The 17,930-nt window shown below is 64.0% G+C and carries 11 protein-coding genes; 6 read left to right on the top strand and 5 right to left on the bottom strand.

The annotated features are described in order from the left end of the window. Nucleotides 1-11 precede the first annotated feature (11 nt). From AC56KW_RS22480 to AC56KW_RS22465, 4 genes are all read right to left on the bottom strand, one after another. Nucleotides 12-656, bottom strand: coding sequence for a formate dehydrogenase subunit gamma (locus AC56KW_RS22480; RefSeq protein ID WP_497172872.1), 645 nt, complete (start codon nucleotides 654-656; stop codon nucleotides 12-14). Nucleotides 657-666: 10 nt separating this feature from the next. After that, nucleotides 667-1,596: a formate dehydrogenase subunit beta gene (fdxH, locus tag AC56KW_RS22475; protein ID WP_497172871.1), complete on the bottom strand. Its 930-nt coding sequence runs from the start codon at nucleotides 1,594-1,596 to the stop codon at nucleotides 667-669. A 3-nt stretch (nucleotides 1,597-1,599) separates the two neighbouring features. Further along, entirely contained in the window at nucleotides 1,600-4,674 is a 3,075-nt protein-coding gene (fdnG, locus tag AC56KW_RS22470) for a formate dehydrogenase-N subunit alpha (protein WP_497172870.1), read from the bottom strand. Nucleotides 4,675-4,806: 132 nt separating this feature from the next. Further along, entirely contained in the window at nucleotides 4,807-5,160 is a 354-nt protein-coding gene (locus AC56KW_RS22465) for a hypothetical protein (RefSeq protein ID WP_497172869.1), read from the bottom strand. A 487-nt stretch (nucleotides 5,161-5,647) separates the two neighbouring features. Between AC56KW_RS22465 and AC56KW_RS22460 the strand changes: the two genes are divergently transcribed. The 5 genes from AC56KW_RS22460 (at nucleotide 5,648) to AC56KW_RS22440 (ending at nucleotide 15,524) form a co-directional block, all read left to right on the top strand. Then, nucleotides 5,648-8,659: a TonB-dependent receptor gene (locus tag AC56KW_RS22460; protein WP_497172868.1), complete on the top strand. Its 3,012-nt coding sequence runs from the start codon at nucleotides 5,648-5,650 to the stop codon at nucleotides 8,657-8,659. A 74-nt stretch (nucleotides 8,660-8,733) separates the two neighbouring features. Continuing rightward, on the top strand, nucleotides 8,734-10,413 hold the full coding sequence (locus AC56KW_RS22455; protein WP_497172867.1) for a sodium:solute symporter family transporter: 1,680 nt from the start codon (nucleotides 8,734-8,736) through the stop codon (nucleotides 10,411-10,413). Nucleotides 10,414-10,456: 43 nt separating this feature from the next. Next, a complete protein-coding gene (locus AC56KW_RS22450; RefSeq protein ID WP_497172866.1) occupies nucleotides 10,457-12,649 on the top strand; it encodes a beta-glucosidase family protein in 2,193 nt (730 codons plus the stop codon). A 7-nt stretch (nucleotides 12,650-12,656) separates the two neighbouring features. Continuing rightward, entirely contained in the window at nucleotides 12,657-13,952 is a 1,296-nt protein-coding gene (locus AC56KW_RS22445; protein ID WP_497172865.1) for a helix-turn-helix domain-containing protein, read from the top strand. A gap of 3 nt (nucleotides 13,953-13,955) precedes the next feature. After that, nucleotides 13,956-15,524, top strand: coding sequence for a GH39 family glycosyl hydrolase (locus tag AC56KW_RS22440; RefSeq protein WP_497172864.1), 1,569 nt, complete (start codon nucleotides 13,956-13,958; stop codon nucleotides 15,522-15,524). Nucleotides 15,525-15,914: 390 nt separating this feature from the next. Here the strand turns inward: AC56KW_RS22440 and AC56KW_RS22435 are convergent, their stop codons facing one another. After that, nucleotides 15,915-16,691 (bottom strand): SDR family NAD(P)-dependent oxidoreductase, encoded by a 777-nt coding sequence (locus AC56KW_RS22435; RefSeq protein ID WP_497172863.1) that lies wholly within the window; start codon nucleotides 16,689-16,691, stop codon nucleotides 15,915-15,917. A gap of 103 nt (nucleotides 16,692-16,794) precedes the next feature. Here AC56KW_RS22435 and AC56KW_RS22430 point away from each other — a divergent pair, with 103 nt between their 5' ends. Next, complete coding sequence (locus tag AC56KW_RS22430; RefSeq protein ID WP_497172862.1) at nucleotides 16,795-17,718, top strand: LysR family transcriptional regulator; 924 nt, start codon at nucleotides 16,795-16,797, stop codon at nucleotides 17,716-17,718. Nucleotides 17,719-17,930: the final 212 nt, after the last annotated feature.

The following is a 17,930-nucleotide window of genomic DNA, read 5'->3' as shown; positions in this document are numbered from 1 at the left end:
CAGGGAGGTCCTTAATGTTTCTTGCGAGCGATTTCCGGCTTGGTGTTCCGGGTCACTTCCTTATACCACAGCGGATGGTGCGACTTCGCCCAGTCCTCATGCACGGTGCCGCGGGTCATGGCGCGGAACGAGCCCTTGACCCAGATGGCGGCGTACACGTGGACGATGACGCTCAGCACCAGTGCCAGGGCCGCCACCGCATGCACCAGCATGGCGAGACGGCGCAGCGGAATCGGGAAGAAGTCCGCGAACCATGGCTGCCAGAACATGAACCCGGTGATAAGCAGCAGCACGAGGCTGACCGCGAACACCCAGAACACGCCCTTCTGGCCGGCGTTGTACTTGTGCACCGGCGGCAGCATGCTTTCGTCGCCGGTGGTCACCAGCTTTGGCGCCTTCTTGACCCATTCCGTATCGGACTTGGTCCAGTAGTTGTCGCGCACCACGGCGAAGAACAGGAACACGAAACCCAGCACCATGAACAGCCCGAAGAACGGGTGCAGGATGCGGGTCCACTGCCCACCGCCGAAGAAGGCGCTGAAGAAGTACATCGAAGGATGGAACAATGCCAGCCCGGTCAGTCCCGCGCAGATGAACAGCAGGGCCACGGCCCAGTGGTTCATCCGCGTACGGTCACGGTAGCGAGTGATAAACATGTTCTTCTCCTTAAACGCGCGTATCTTCGCGCTGGTCTGCGTCAGGCGTCGGCTGCACCGGCGGCTCGTCCACATGGGTCTCGATCGGACCAACCTTCATGTAGTGGAAGAAGCCCGCCACGGCGGCGCCGATCATCGCGGCCACGCCCAGCGGCTTGGCCACGCCCTTCCACAGCGCCACGGTCGGGCTGATGGTCGGGTTTTCGGGCAGGCCGGCGTACAGGTTCGGCTTGTCGGCGTGCTGCAGCACGTACATCACGTGCGTGCCGCCGACGCCGGCCGGGTTGTACAGGCCGGCGTTCTGGTAGCCGCGCTCCTTCAGGTCCACCACACGGTCCCCGGCGTATTCGATCATGTCCTCCTTTGTACCGAACCGGATTGCGCCGGTAGGACAGATCTTCACGCAGGCAGGCTCCATGTTCACTGCCACGCGGTCCGCGCACAGCGAGCATTTATAGGCCTTCGAGTCCACCTTGCTGATGCGTGGCACGTCGAACGGGCAGCCGGCGACGCAGTAGCCGCAGCCGATGCAGTTCTCGCTGATGAAGTCGACGATGCCGTTGGTGTACTTGACGATCGCGCCCGGCGCCGGGCAGGCCTTCAGGCAGCCCGGTTCGTCGCAGTGCATGCAGCCGTCCTTGCGGATCAGCCACTCGAGGCGGTCACCCTCGTCTTCCGTCTTGGTGACGACTTCCGAGTACTTCATGACCGTCCACGACTGCGGCGTCAGGTCACGCGGATTGTCGTAGGTGCCGTGGTTTTCGCCGATGTCGTCGCGCAGGTCGTTCCACTGCATGCATGCCACCTGGCATGCCTTGCAGCCGATGCAGCTGGAAACGTCGATCAGCTTGGCCACTTCAGGCTTGTGGGTACGCGCGACCGGCGTCGTCGCGGTCGTTGCCGACCGCGCTGCGATATCGAGAGATTGTAGTGAAGACATGACTTAAATCCTTTCGATATTGACCAGGAACGACTTGAACTCAGGCGTCTGGGTATTCGCGTCGCCCACGAACGGGGTCAGCGTGTTCACCAGGAAGCCCGGCTTGGTCAAACCGACGAAGCCCCAGTGGTTCGGGAGGCCCACCGTATCCACCTTCATGCCATCGCAGTCGAGCTGCGGAATGCGCTTGGTAACGACGCACTTGGCCTTGATGTAGCCGCGCATCGACGAGACCTTGACGGTATCGCCATTGCTGATGCCCTTGGCCTTGGCCAGCTCTTCGCCGATCTCCACGAACTGCTGTGGCTGGAGAATCGCGTTGCTCTGCACATTCTTGGTCCAGTAGTGGAAGTGCTCGGTCAGGCGATAGCTGGTCGCGACGTAGGGGAAGTCCTTCGCGGTGCCGAACGCTTCCATGTCGCCCTTGAACACGCGCGCCGCTGGATTGGCACGGGCTTTCGGGTTCTTCGGATGCATCGGGTTGACCGGGAACGGCGACTCGAACGGCTCGTAGTGCTCGGGCAGCGGGCCTTCGGCCATGCCGGTCGGCGCGAACAGGCGCGACACCCCCTCGGCCGTCATGATGAACGGCTGCACGCGGTTTTCATCGCCCGGATTCGCATCCGGACGGATATCCGGAATGTCGGAGCCGGTCCAGCTGGTGCCGTTCCACGCGATCAGGTTGCGGTGCGGGTTCCACGGCTTGCCGGTGGTCGGATCGGCCGATGCCGCGTTGTACAGCACACGGCGATTGGCCGGCCATGCCCATGCCCATCCCAGCGTGTTACCCACGCCAAACGGGTCTGCATTGTCGCGGTTGGCCATCTGGTTGCCGGCCTGGGTCCAGGCGCCGGCATAGATCCAGCAGCCGCTGGCGGTAGAACCGTCGTCGCGCAGCACGCCGAAACCTGGCACCTGCTCGCCCTTCTTGAGCAGCAGCTTGGACGGGTCCTTCGGATCGTACAGATCGGCCAGCGCCTTGCCGTTGAACTCTTTAGCGAGTTCCTCAGCCGATGGGCTGTGCGGAATCTTGTACGGCCAGGCCAGGTTCACCATCGGGTCAGGGAAGGCGCCGCCATCCTTGATGTACGCATTCTTCATGCGGGTAAACAGGTCGGCGATGATCTCGATGTCCGGTTTCGCTTCGCCCGGCGCCTCGGCGCCTTTCCAGTGCCATTGCAGCCAGCGCGACGAGTTCGACAGCGAACCGTCTTCCTCGGCGAAGCAGGTGGTCGGCAGGCGGAACACGGTGGTCTGGATCTGGGTCGGATCGACGTCGTTCGACTCGCCGTAGTTTTGCCAGAATTCGGACGTTTCCGTGTTCAGCGGATCCATCGTCACCAGGAACTTCAGCTTCGACAGGCCGGCGATGATCTTCTTCTTGTTCGGGAACGATCCGACCGGGTTGAAGCCCTGGCAGATGTAACCGTTCAATTTGCCTTGACCCATCAGCTCGAACGCCTGCAGCACGTCGTACAGCTTGTCGATCTTTGGCAGGTAGTCGAAGGCCCAGTTGTTTTCGGCGGTCGCGGCATCGCCCCACCAGGCTTTTTGCAGGCTGACGAAGAACTTGGGATAGTTCTGCCAGTAGCTCATCTGGTTCGGACGCAGCGGCTTGAGGGCGCGCGGCTTGTAGTAGGTCTCCAGATCCTGCTCGTTGTCGGTCGCCAGGGACAGGTAGCCCGGCAGCGAGTTCGACAGCAGGCCGAGGTCGGTCAGGCCCTGGATGTTGGAGTGCCCGCGCAGTGCGTTCAGGCCACCGCCGGCAACGCCGACGTTACCCAGCAGCAGCTGCATGATGGCGCCGGTACGGATGATCTGGCTGCCCTGGCTGTGCTGGGTCCAGCCCAGCGCATACATGATCGTCATGGCGCGGCCCGGCACGGCGGTCGACGAGATGTACTCGCACACTTTCATGAACTGCTTGACCGGGGTGCCCGTGATCTTGCTGACCTGTTCCGGGGTATAGCGCGAATAATGGCGCTTCATCACCTGCAGGACGCAACTCGGGTCTTGCATGGTCGGATCGACCTTGGCGAAACCGTCTTCACCCATGGCGTAGCCCCACGACTTGTTGTCGTAGCGGCGCTTGGCCTCGTCGTAGCCGGAGAAGATACCGTCCTCGAACGAGAAATCCGGGCCCACGATGAAGCTGGCATTGGTGTAGTTCCGGACGTATTCGGTCTGGATCTTGTTATTGCTCAGCAAATAATTGATGACGCCGCCCAGGAAGGCGATGTCGGAGCCGGCGCGGATCGGCGCGTAATAGTCGCTCATGGCGGCCGAACGCGTAAAGCGCGGGTCGACCACGACCAGCTTGGCCTTGTTGTGATGCTTGGCTTCGATCACCCACTTGAAACCGCAAGGGTGCGCCTCGGCGGCATTGCCGCCCATGATCAGCACTACATCGGCATTTTTGATGTCAACCCAATGGTTGGTCATCGCTCCTCGTCCGAACGTCGGGGCCAGACCGGCCACCGTAGGTCCGTGTCAAACGCGAGCCTGGTTATCGAAGACGAGCATGCCCATCGAACGCATCGCTTTGTGCGTGATGTAGCCCGTTTCGTTGCTCGCCGCGGACGCACACAGCATACCGGTGCTGGTCCAGCGGTTGACGAGTTTGCCCTCGGCGTTGTTGACGACGAAGTTGGCGTCGCGGTCGTCCTTCATGAACTTGGCGATGCGCGACATCGCCTGGTCCCACGAAATACGCTTCCATTCCTTGCTGCCCGGCTCGCGCACCTCAGGATATTTCAGGCGGTTCGGGGAGTGCACGAAGTCGAGCAGGCCGGCGCCTTTCGGGCACAGGGTACCGCGGTTCACCGGATGGTCCGGGTCGCCTTCGATATGGATGATGTCCGAGGTGACGTTCTTTGCGCCGTCGCCGAGGCTGTACATCAGCAGGCCGCAGCCCACCGAGCAGTACGGACAGGTATTGCGCGTCTCTTTGGCGCGCGCCAGTTTATAGTGCCGTGTCTCGGCCATCGCCGGCAGCGGCGAAAAGCCGAGCGCGACGATGGTGGACGCGGCCAGTCCCGCCCCGCTCACGCGGAGGAACTGCCTACGGTTCATGCCCATCTAGGTTCTCCTACTGATAATGGATCGCGCACGCAGCAAAAGGATGTGCCGGGGTCGAGGCCCCGGCATGCTTATCCCCTTGCGACGCTGCCACCGAAAAGTGGCGTGCGCGTGTTTACACCAACGGCCGTGTTACCTGGCCGGCGGCGTCGTTGCCTGGGTGGCGCCATCGCCACCGGTCGGTTCGGATGCGCCGCTGTCGCGGGGCTTGCCCGCGTCCTGGCCGGCGACCACGCCGCCGATGGCGGTGCCGCCTTCCGCCGGACCGGTGCCGGGAACCGTTTCCGGCGAATTGGTCGGCTCAGGCACGATCGCGGCGTGCGGATCGGGATTCTGCGCGGCGACCGCGGCCGGCGACGCCGGATCGGACGGGGCCGGCGACGCATCGACGTCGGCCTTCTTGTTGCAGGCCGCCAGGACCAGCACGGCGGCCAACATGCCAGCGCTCAACAGAGTGCGACTCTTGATATATGAGGTATGTTTCATTGCAATATCCGTTGAACGTGAGATATATAAGAAATATATATGAAATGATGAGTCGGAAAAATAAGTATTTTACCCAATATCAACACTTTCTGCGTGACATAGGGTGAGAATTGAACCGCCAATGTCGTGCTAATCTTCTCGCCGCGGCCTTGATGTACATACAATGCGGCCGCCGTCACGCGCATGCGTCGCCCTCCATACCGTCCCCGCTCCCTTGTCCGTTCTGCTGATGAATTCGCCCGCCGTCCGGCGCCGTCGTGATGCAGATGCGCTGGACCGCGCGAAATGATAACGATTTCATCGAAATACAACGTTATTAATAAATATTTGAACAGCTCAGGCAAAACCGAATGATTGCGCCTAACATTAGGTGTTATATTTACTGACAGGTCGTCAGGCTCCGCGCGTCACCATGCTTGCGCCCCGCGTAATACCCTAAGAAAGGGATCCCGCAGATGGGTCCTTCAAACAAAGACGGAGACACAATATGAGACAGTTGAACAAGTCGGCGATCGCCGTGGGCGTCGCACACCTGTGCTGGTTGTCCGCGGCCTGCGCGCAGCAAGTCGCGCCGGCGGCGAGCGCGGCCCCGAGCGCGCCCCAGGTAGTCCAGGTCACCGGCCAGCGCGCCGCGCTGGACAACGCACAGCAACTCAAGAAGAATTCCGACGAGGTCGTCGATTCGATCGTCGCCGAGGACATCGGCAAGCTCCCCGATAAATCCATCACCGAAGTGCTGCAGCGGGTGCCGGGCGTGACCATTGACCGCACCATGTCGCGTGCCGATCCCGAACACTTCTCGGTCGAAGGCTCGGGCGTGTCGATCCGTGGCCTGAGCTGGGTCCGCTCGGAACTGAACGGCCGCGATTCCTTCTCGTCCACCGGCGGGCGCGCCCTGAACTTCGAAGATGTGCCGCCCGAACTGATGGCCGGCGTCGACGTCTACAAGAACCCCTCGGCCGAACAGATCGAGGGCGGCATCTCGGGCCTGGTCAACCTGCGCACCGCCCTGCCCTTCGACATCAAGGGCCAGCGCATCTCGGGCAGCATCGAAGGCACGTATTCCGAACTCAAGAAAGGCAAGGCCCGCCCTGCCGGCTCGATCCTGTATTCGAACCGCTGGAAGACCGGCATCGGCGAGATCGGCGCCCTGGTCAACTTCGCCAGCTCGCGCAGTGTCACGCGCACCGACGCCTTCCAGGTCGAGCCCTATTATCCAGTGGCCGGCGCCGAGCCGGGCCGCACCGTGTGGATCCCGAAAGGGGCGCAGTGGCGCACGCTGGACTTCGACCGCAAGCGCCAGGGCACGTATGGGGCGCTGCAGTGGAAGAAGGACAATACACTCAAGAGCCACCTGACCTGGTTCCGCTCGAAATACGATATGCGCTGGGACGAGAACGCGCTGTTCTCGGCCGAAGGCAACCCGACCGACCTGCGCGTGTCGAACGGCGTATATGACGCCAACGGCGGCTTCCTGAGCGGCACCATCACCAACCCGACCGCCGGCAGCATCGAGTACGCCAACAACGGCCGCACCGCGACGCGCGACTCGGTCACGACCGACATCGCGTGGAACATCGAATGGAAGCCGGCCAGCAACTGGACCTTCACTTCCGACTTCCAGCACGTGAAGGCGCGCTCGGAGGGCTTCGATTCGACCGTGGCGCTGGGCACCTTGATGCCTGAACTGAACCTGGACGTGAGCGGCTCGCTGCCGCGCATCACCTTCAATCCGGCGCAGGCGGCCGCGATGAGCGACCCGAAGAACTTCTTCTGGGCCTTCTCGCAAGAGCACCTCGACCGCAGCGTGGCAGAGCAGAAGGCCTGGAAAGGCGACGTCAAGTATGACTTCGACAGCCCGATCCTGCGCGACCTGCGCATCGGCGTGCGCCTGACCGACCGCGACGCCAAGACCATCAATTCCAACCCGAGCTACCACTGGGTCGGCATTTCGCAGCGCTGGATGATGCCGTGGCAGATCAATAACCTGGCCTACCTGAGCGACCCGCGCTTCCAGGCGCCGACCACGGTCAACCAGTTCAACAACTTCTTCAACGGCGACGCCAGCGTCCCGGCGATCATCTTCCCGGCAGCGTCGGTCACCGCCGGCTTCCCCGGCAGCTACGCCCAGCTGCACGGCTTCCACGACATCCTGTGCGCCGACGCCGGCAACACCTGCGCCCCGTGGGCGCCGGCCCCATTCGGTGAAGCCAACCCGTCGGGCGACAATGAGCAGGCCGAGAAAACCCGCGCCATGTATGGCCAGCTGCGCTTCGGCTTCGACGACCTGCGCTTCCCCGTCGACGGCAATGTCGGCTTGCGCTACGTGAAGACCAAGTCGGACTCGTTCGGCTACACCGTCTACAACTCGACCTTCCTGGTCCCGCCGGGCGGCGCCACCGGCCTGCCAGTGCCGGTCATCGCGCCGTTCGCCGGCCGCGCCGACTACCAGAACAGCTACCACAACTGGCTGCCCAGCCTGAACCTGCGCATGAAAGCCAGCGACGAGCTGCAGTTCCGCTTCGCCATCGGCAAGGGGATGTCGCGCCCGAACTTCGACCAGTTGCAGGCATATACGACGCTGAGCCAGAACGTCACCAGCACCACGACCGGCACCGGCGCCCAGCAGGTCACCAACGTCACCTCGGTGGGCCATACCGGCGAGGCGGTCGGCAATCCGCTGCTGCGCCCGGTCACCTCGCGCAATATCGACCTGACCGCGGAATGGTACTTCGCCAAGGCCGGCTCGTTCACCGTGGGCCTGTTCGACAAGCGCCTGAAGGACATCATCATCAAGCAGAGTTCCTTCTACCAGCTGACTGACTCGGCCGGACGTGTAATCGATTTCAATGTATCCACGCCGGTGAACGGCGCGCGCGGCAGCGCGCGCGGTGTCGAGCTCGCCTACCAGCAGTACTTCGACCGCCTGCCCGGCTGGCTGGCCGGCTTCGGGGTGCAGGCCAACTACACCCACGTGAAGACCAAGCGCGACCTGTACAACCCGGTGTTCTCGCCGTGGTGCGGCGCCGGCAACAACGCGGCCAACCTCAACCTGAACCTGAACGGCTGCGACACCGATGGCCGCACCTTCGGCGACCTGCCGCTCGAATACATGTCGCGCAACTCGTACAACCTGGCGCTGCTGTACGACCGCGGTCCATGGTCGGCGCGCCTGGCCTGGAGCTGGCGTTCGAAGAGCCTGCTGGGCAACAACAACAACGGCACCAACGGCACCAATGGCGTGGACACGAACCCGGACAGCCCGACCTTCGGCCAGAACGTGGTCGCATGGGGCTTGCCGCTCTGGGCCGACGACTATGGCCAGCTGGACGGTGGTGTCAGCTACAAGTTCAACGACAACTACCGCATCGACTTCCAGGCCCAGAACCTGACCGATGCGAAGTACAAGCAGATCATGACCCACCATATCGGCGACAAGGGCCGGGCGTGGTTCGTGACGGGGCCGCGCTACAGCGTGCGTCTCGGCGTGTCGTTCTAAGGTTGGCGCGTCCGGCGCCCCGTCCTCTTCGGACGGGGCGCCGGGCGCGCGCTCTCGTTTTCCGGATCCGCTCCATGCAGAACACGACTTTTTCCTCGCTCGATACCTTCGTTTTCTTTGTCTACTTCATCGTCGTGGCCGGCTACGGCCTGTGGGTGTACCGCCGCAAGCAGCGCTCCACCTCCGCCTCGCACGACTACTTCCTGGCCGAGGGCTCGCTGACCTGGTGGGCCATCGGCGCCTCGATGATCGCCTCGAACATCTCGGCCGAGCAGTTCATCGGCATGAGCGGCTCGGGCTTCCGGATGGGTATGGCGATCGCCGTCTACGAACTGATGGCCGCCTTCACCCTGATCCTGGTGGCCGTGTTCTTCATGCCGGTCTACCGCAAGAACCGCATCTACACGATGCCGCAGTTCCTCGCGCAACGCTATAGCGGATCGGTCGCGACCATCATGGCCGTGTTCTGGCTGTCGCTGTACGTCGTCGTCAACCTGACCTCGATCCTCTACCTCGGCGCGCTGGCCATCGGCTCGATTGCCGGCATCGACATCTGGACCTGCATGCTGTTCCTGGCCGTGTTCGCGGCCGTCATCACGCTGGGCGGCATGAAGGTGATCGGCTATACCGACGTGATCCAGGTGCTGTGCCTGGTGCTGGGCGGCCTGGTGACCACCTGGCTCGCGCTCGAGCTGGTGGCCCGGCACAACGGCGGCGGCGGCGCCATGGGCGGACTGCAGCACCTGCTGGGCGCCGCGCCCGGCCACTTCGACATGGTGTTCGCACGCGACAATCCGAACTACCTCGACCTGCCCGGCATCTCGATCCTGATCGGCGGCATGCTGATCGTGAACCTGAACTACTGGGGCTGCAACCAGTACATCATCCAGCGCGCGCTCGGCGCCGACCTGCATACCGCGCGCAAGGGCATCCTGTTCGCCGCCTTCCTCAAGCTCCTGATGCCGGTGATCGTGGTGCTGCCGGGAATTGCCGCTTTCGTGCTGCACCAGCAAGGCGCGCTGGCCGGCGCCATGGGCAGCGGCGCAGACGTCAATCCGGACCGCGCCTATCCGGTGCTGCTGGCCCTCCTGCCCACGGGCCTGAAGGGCGTGGCCTTCGCCGCGCTGACGGCGGCCGTCGTGGCCTCGCTGGCCGGCAAGGCGAACAGCATCGCGACCATCTATACCTTCGACATCCACAAGAAGCTGGTCAATCCGGGCGTCTCGGAAACCCGCATGGTGTGGATCGGACGCGTGACGGTGGTGGTGGCGATGCTGCTGGCGGTGCTGATCGCGCCGTTCATGGGCATCGACAAGAAAGGCGGCTTCCAGTACATCCAGGAATACACCGGTTTCGTCTCGCCCGGCATCCTCGCCATGTTCCTGCTCGGGTTCTTCTGGCGTCCGGCGACGGCCGCGGCGGCGATGTTCGCCACCATCGGCGGCTTCGTGGCCTCGATCATCCTCAAGTTCCTGCCCGGGGCGATGGACCTGTCGTTCCTGGCGCCGGTCGGCTTTGCGGTGCCGAATGCCGCCGGCATCCACGAAATTCCCTTCCTCGACCGGATGGGCGTCGTATTCGTGTTCGTGGTGATCGGCATGATCGTCATCAGCAAGCTGTTCCCCAAGAAGGGAGCCGAGCACGCGAAGCTCGTCGAGGTCGACGCACGCATGTTCAAGGTAGAGCCGGGCTTCGCGCTCGGCTCCGCCATCATCTGCCTGGCGCTGGTGATCGTCTACGCCGCCTGGTGGTAGCCTGTAGCAAGAGAAGTACACAATGATAAAAGGAGACTCAAGAATGCATCACGCTTTGCCGACCGGCCGCTGGGCCCTCGTTCTCGCCGCGGCCTGCGCCGTCCAGTGCGCGCAAGCCGCCCCCGACGCCCACCAGGACCGCGCCGCCAAGCTGGTGGGCCAGATGACCATCGACGAAAAGATCGGCATGGTCTTCGGCCAGTTCGGCGCCGAGCACCAGGGCAAGCAGCCGCCCGCCGGTTCGCTGGCCCAGTCGGCCGGCTACATCAAGGGCATCGAACGTCTCGGCATCACGCCGCAGTGGCTGACCGACGCCGGCATCGGCGTGGCCTCGCAGCCGGGCAAGCACACCCGCGAGCGCACTTCGCTGCCGGCCGGGATCGCCACCGCCGCCACCTGGAACCCGCAACTGGCCTTCAAGGGCGGCGCCATGATCGGCAAGGAAGCGCGCATGTCGGGCTTCAACGTGATGCTCGGCGGGAGCGTGAACCTGGCGCGCGAGCCGCGCAACGGCCGCAACTTCGAATACACCGGCGAAGACCCGCTGCTGGCCGGGGTCATGGCCGGCGAGCAGATTCGCGGCGTGCAATCGAACCGCGTGGTCTCGACCGTCAAGCACTACGCCTATAACGACCAGGAGACCGGCCGCAACCACCTGAACGTCAAGATCCAGGATGCGGCCGGCCGCATGTCCGACCTGCTCGCGTTCCAGATCGCCATCGAGCGCGGCAACCCGGGCTCGGTCATGTGTTCCTACAACCGTATCGGCGGCACCTATGGCTGCGAGAACGATCACCTGCTCAACAAGGTGCTCAAGGGCGACTGGGGCTACAAGGGCTATGTGATGTCCGACTGGGGCGCCGTGCACTCGACCATTCCCGCAGCGCTGGCGGGCCTGGACCAGCAGTCGGGCTACCCCTTCGACAAGTCGCCCTACTTCGACGGCGCCCTGAAAGAGGCGGTGGAAAACGGCCATGTGCCGCAGGCGCGGCTGGACGACATGGTCGCCCGCATCCTGTGGGCCATGGCGAGCAATGGCGTGCTGGATCATCCGGTCAAGGACAGGGGCAAGGAGATCGACTACGCGGCCCATGCCCGCATCTCGCAGGAAGACGCCGAGGAGGGCATCGTGCTGCTCAAGAACGAGCGCAACGTGCTGCCACTGGGGGCCGGCCTCAAGCGGATAGCCATCATCGGCGGCCACGCCAACAAGGGCGTGCTGTCGGGCGGTGGCTCGGCCCAGGTCTATCCGCGCGGCGGCATGGCGGTGCCGAACGAGGGACCGGCCACCTGGCCAGGCCCGATGGTGTACCTGCCCGGCTCGCCGATGCAGGCACTGGCCAGCCGCAGCAAGGCGAAACTCGACTGGCACGACGGCAAGGACGCCGCCGGCGCCGCGAAGGTCGCCGCCGGCGCCGACGTCGTGCTGGTGTTCGCGACCCAGTGGACTTCGGAAGCCAACGACGTGCCGAACCTGTCGCTGCCAAATGCGCAGGATGCGCTGATCGCCGCCGTGGCGAAGGCCAATCCACGCACCGTGGTGGTGCTGCAGACCGGCACCCCGGTGACCATGCCGTGGATCGACCAGGTCGCGGGCGTGGTGCAGGCCTGGTATCCGGGCACGAATGGCGGCGAGGCGATCGCACGCGTGCTCAGTGGCGAGATCGATGCTTCCGGGCGCCTGCCGCAGACCTTCCCGATGTCCGAAAACCAGCTGCCGCGCGTGAAGCTCGACGGCCTGGGCCTGCCCAAGGACAGCCGCTTCGACGTCGACTACGACATCGAAGGCGCCGCGGTCGGCTACAAATGGTTCGACCTGAAAGGCCACAAGCCGCTGTTCGCCTTTGGCCACGGCCTGTCGTACACCAGTTTCACCCACACCAACCTGAAAGCCGAGGCGGCCGATGGCGGCATCCGCGTGAACTTCGACACCCTCAACAGTGGCGCGCGCGCCGGCAAGGCGGTGCCGCAGGTGTATGTGTCGAAAGTCGATGCCGGCTGGGAAGCGCCGAAGCGCCTGGGCGGCTGGGACAAGCTGGCCCTGGACGCCGGGGCCCGCCGCGCCAGCACGGTCAGCGTCGATCCACGCACCCTGGCCGTGTTCGACGCCAGGTCGAACCGCTGGAAGATCGCGGCCGGCGAGTATCGGGTCATCCTCGCCACTGCCGCCGACGCGCCGGTCCAGACGGTGACGGTGCGCCTGCCGGCGCGCGAGTTCGCGGCCGGCGCACGCTGACAGGCCGATGCACGCGTTTCATCGCCAGGCGCTGCTGGCGTGCCTGGCGCTGGCGGCGGCCAGCCTGGTAATCGGCTTCGCCGGCTACCAGCGCAGCTTCCTCGAAGTCGCGCTGCTGACCGGCGCCGGGGATGCCAAGGCCCAGGCGGGCTGGCGGATCCGCCCCGGGGGGGACGCCTCGGCTGGCGGCGCGTCGCACGTCGAGGTGCTCGACGACGGCCGGCGCCTGCGCCTGGCGCTCAATGTGGCCAGCGGCACGAGCTACCCTTACGCCGAAGCCGACCTGTTCTTCCTCGGACCGGATGGCGAACTGGCGCATGCCGACCTGACGCGTTACGCCTCGGTGTCCTTTGTCGCCACCTGCGCACCGGCAAACACCTTGGCGCTGGTCGCGCCGACGTTCGAGGAAGGCTTGTCGCGGCGCGACGACCTGGCCAGCTACCGCTCGCCCTCGAGCTTCTTTTCGTGCAGCGAGCGCGGCAGCCGGCTCGAACTCGACCTGACCCGAATGGAGACACCGCAGTGGTGGTTCGCCCATTCGGGGCTGCCGTTGTCGCGCCAGTCCTACCGCCTTGACCAGGTACCGAAGCTGGCCATCGGCAGCACCTTCCAGAGTCCGCGCGATGTGCCGCTGGTGGTCGACGTCAGCGCCTTGACGCTGCACGGCCGCGACCTGCGCTGGGTCGTCGCGCCCGGCGTGGCGCTGCTGCTGGCGTGGGCTCTCTTCGGCCTGTGGTTCTTCCGCGCCCACGCGCGGGCCCTGCGCGCCGACCTGCAGGACAAGCTGCAGAAGGACTTGCCGATCGTGGCCTGCCAGCAGCTCTCGCTCGAAGTCGCGCTCGAACCGCGGCGCGACCGCGAAAAGGTCGCGATCCTGCACGCCATGGCCAGCCGCTATGCCGAGGCCGACCTCGATCTGGAGTCGCTCGTGCAGGCGGCGGGTGTCAACCGCAACAAGGTCAACGAGATCCTCAAGGCCGAACTGGGCTTCACCTTCACCGGCTACCTGAACAAGCTGCGCCTGACCGAGGCGGCGCGGCTGCTGGCCGAGAAGGGATCGGCGACCGTCTCCGAGATCGCCTACACGGTCGGCTACAACAACGTCTCCTACTTCAACAAGCTGTTCAAGGAAGAGTATGGTTGCACGCCGAAGGCCTTCCGCGCGTCGCTGGCCGGCGCTCCCGACGCCGAGGAAAAACCTGACACGGCCGGCACGAATGATTCAACAATCCGCATGGGCCGCCCCAAGGGCGGCAGGGCCGCGTATGCTGGACCTTCGTCGCGTTCATCCTCGGAGGGTTGACCCATGAAGCATAAGCGCCTCTTCAGCGCTGTCGTCGCAACCGTATTGGCTTTGCCGCTGGCCGTCCTGGCGCAGCAGCGCAGCATCGACGTCGACGTCACCCAGGCCAAGGGCCAGCTCGATCGCATGTTCAACCTCTCGGTCGGCGCCGGCCGCGCCAACGAAGGCCTGCGCGCCGACTGGCAGCAGCAATTGGCCGAGATCCGGCGCGACGCGGGCTTTCGCTACATCCGCATGCATGGCCTGCTGACCGACGACATGGGCGTCTACAGAATCGACGCCCAGGGAAAGGAACAGTACAATTTCCAGTACATCGACGCCCTGTTCGACTACCTGCTCGGCATCGGAATCAAGCCCTTCGTCGAGCTAGGGTTCATGCCGAACGCCATGGCCAGCGGCGCCAAGACCATCTTCTGGTGGCGCGGTAACGTCACGCCGCCACGCGACTACGGCCAGTGGGAGCGGCTGGTCGAGGCGCTCGTTCGCCACTGGACCGAGCGCTATGGCAAGCACGAAGTCGCAAGCTGGTACTTCGAGGTGTGGAACGAGCCCAACCTGGACGGCTTCTGGGCCGGCACGCAAGCCGAGTACTTCAAGCTGTACGCCCACGCGGCGCGCGCCGTCAAGCGCGTCGATCCGTCGTACCGGGTCGGCGGCCCCGCCACCGCCGGCGCGGCCTGGATCCCCGAGATGATCGCCTACGCCGACAAGCACAAGGTGCCGCTGGACTTCGTCAGCACCCATTCGTATGGCGTGGGCGAAGGCTACCTCGACGAATTCGGCACCAAGGGCACGGTGCTCAGCACGGACGACATGGCGGTCGCAAGCGACGTGCTCAAGAACCGCAAGGAGATCACGGCATCGACGATGCCGAAGCTCGAATTGCACTACACCGAATGGAGTTCATCGTATACACCGGCCGACCCGACCCACGACAGCTACCACCAGGCCGCCTACATCCTCAGGAAGCTCAAGCAAAGCAGCGGCGCTGTCCAGTCGATGTCGTACTGGGTGTTTACCGACATCTTCGAGGAACCGGGCCCGCGCTTCGAGGCCTTCCACGGCGGCTTCGGGCTGATGAACACGCAGGGCATCAAGAAGCCGGCCTACTTTGCTTACCAGTTCCTCAACCAGCTCGGTCACACGGAACTGAAGAACGCCGACCAGGATTCCTGGGCCACCGTCGACGACGATGGCAATGCCCAGCTGCTGCTCTGGGATTACACGCATACGCTGCCGAAGGGGGTCAACAACCAGCAGTTCTTCATCAAGGACTTGCCCCCGGAGGACAAGGGCCAGGTCGCCGTGTCCCTGCGCGGCATGACGCCAGGCGCCTACACGATGACGGTGTCCGAAGTCGGCTACAAGCGCAATGACGCGTTCACCGCGTACATCGGCATGGGCTCGCCCAAGCAGCTGAGCCGCGACCAGGTGGCGACGCTCAAGGCCCAGGCCAGCGGCAGGCCCGCGCGCCGGCAGGCGCTCACGGTGGCTGCCGACGGACGCCTGCGCACCACGCTGGCCCTGCGCGAGAACGACGTGTATCTGCTGCAGTTCAGCCGGAATCCGTAAGCATCCGACCGCGCGCGCGAAGTGCGGGTCTTATGCGCTCATTGGATGAGCAAACTAATCATACATAGTCCGAGCACGCCTGACAGCCCCGTCATTCATGGAAATGGCTGCCACCTGCGCGGGGCCGTTCTTCCTGAACTTGCGCTGTCGCCCCATTGCGGACGGTCACCTTCCTGCGCGGTTGATCGTGAAACGCCGTGCTGGCTGTGGCCGAGTACGTGTTGAGGACCCGCGTCTGCTGCGCTCAGTCACGCCGAGGAATGCCGCTACCACGTGCCGCAGCGTCGTCGCCCGCAAGGAGCTGATCAAGATGGACTACGCCAACGACTTGGCCGATTTGGCCGAGTCTCAGATCCAAGTCGCCATCCGTCCACCGCTCGATGCGCGCGTTTATCTCGGACCTGGAATCGTAAAACCTCCGTCGACCAGAATAGACTGGCCGGTGATGAAGCGCGCCTCGTCGGTACACAGCCAGACCGCGACGTCGGCGATGTCGGCGGGTGTACCTATCCTTCCCAGCGCGGCGCGCGTGGCTAGTGGTGGGATCACCGCGTCGCCGTGCGCCCGGAGCATGGGCGTGTCGATCACGCCGGGGTTGATGTTGTTGATACGAATGCCGTGACCGCCTACTTCCAGAGCGATCGCGCGGATCATCGCGTCCAACCCGGCCTTGCTGGCCGAATAGGCAGATGTTCCCGCCGTTGCGGCGGTGGACAAAAACGACGATGTATTGACAATTGACGCCGAAGTACCCGAGGCAATCATGACGCGCAGCGCAGCGCGCGTCATCAACCAGGGCCCTTTCAGATTGATTGCTATGAGCTCATCGAAACTCTCTACGTCCATGTCGACGATATTCCCTCCTGTGCCCTGAATACCGGCGTTGTTGAACAGGTTGTCCACTCGGCCGAATTTTTCAATGACGCGCTCCATTACCATGTCGACGTCGCCCGGACGCGATATGTCGGCCGGAACGATCAGCGCGTCGCCGCCGACCCTCCCGATGCGTTCAGCCACCGCCGCCAACGGCGCTTCCCGGCGGCCGACTAAAACCACCTTCGCACCCGCGTGGGCAAAGGCGAGCGCCGACGCTTCGCCTATTCCACTGCCGGCGCCCGTGACGATCGTTACCTTATCGAGCAGACGCTCTGAGTTTGCTTTGGTCATAGCGAATTTCATTTGAATTTAATAAATGTTCGGTTTGAACCTGCACTGTACACAGACTGGCCATTAAAGATAAGCTAGGTGAAAATCAATGAAATGATGAACCATGCTCACCAATGTAGCCCCTTCCACCGTGCTCGAATTGACGGGTTTCGTGCTGGTAGCGCGCGAAAGGAGCTTTCGCCGTGCCGCCGCCGTCCTGAGTGTTACCCCCTCGGCATTGAGCCACGCACTGCGGTCTCTTGAACAACGCGTAGGCGTGCGCCTGCTGCACCGGACAACCCGGCAGGTCGGCCTGACCGAAGCCGGGCAAGTCTTCTACGGCCAGGTCGAACCGGCCCTGCAGGCGATCGGCGTTGCGCTCGACAGCGTGAACGCATTTCGCGACCATCCACGCGGTCAGGTCCGTATCAACGCGCCGTATCTGGCCGCCGAGATGGTGCTCGCGCGGCGGTTCGGGGAGTTCACTCGCACCTATCCGGACATCCGGCTCGAGATGGCGATCAACGATCATTTCGTCGATATCGTGAAGGAGGGATACGACGCCGGCATCCGGCTGGGGGATAGCGTGGCCAAAGAGATGGTGGCCGTGCGCGTCACGCCAGACTTGCGGTCGGCGATCGTCGCGTCGCCTGCGTACTGGGCAGCTCACCCTGCCCCGCGAACACCGAAGGACTTGCTGCAGCATCGCTGCATCAGCTTTCGCGCCGGCTCGAACGGCACCTTGTATCCATGGGAATTCGAGAAGGACGGGAAGACTTTCGCTTTGCAGCTCGACGGCCCGCTCGTCCTCGACAATAACGACATGATGATCGCGGCGGCACTCGACGGTGTCGGGGTCGCGCCCATTGTCGAGTCCACGATTGAAAAAGAGCTGCGCGAAGGCAGCCTTATTCAAGTGCTGCCCGAATGGTCACCTCGTTTTCCTGGCTTCTTCATGTACTACCCTGGGCGGCGCCAGCATTCGTCGGCACTGCGCGCATTGGTCGATTTCCTGTGCCTCCCCTCGCGCGTTGATGCAATCCCTTGAACACCTCCTCGCCCGGCCACCGACCGTAAGATGGACTTCCAGCTGCTTGATTGCCTGAGCTTTCAGCGCTTCGTTGGCCTGCGCGCCAGCAGCCAGATCCCGGATCGAACAACAAGCTGACGTTGAAGGAGCGCCTGATCCAAGCCGGCGCCAGCGAGGGCATTTCGATGCATCGATCGCCAGTTGGCCATGCACGGCTACTTGCGCGCGGC

The sequence above is a fragment of the Telluria sp. RT2P19 genome (assembly GCF_059685725.1).
This window is presented reverse-complemented; position numbering and strand designations above follow the sequence as displayed.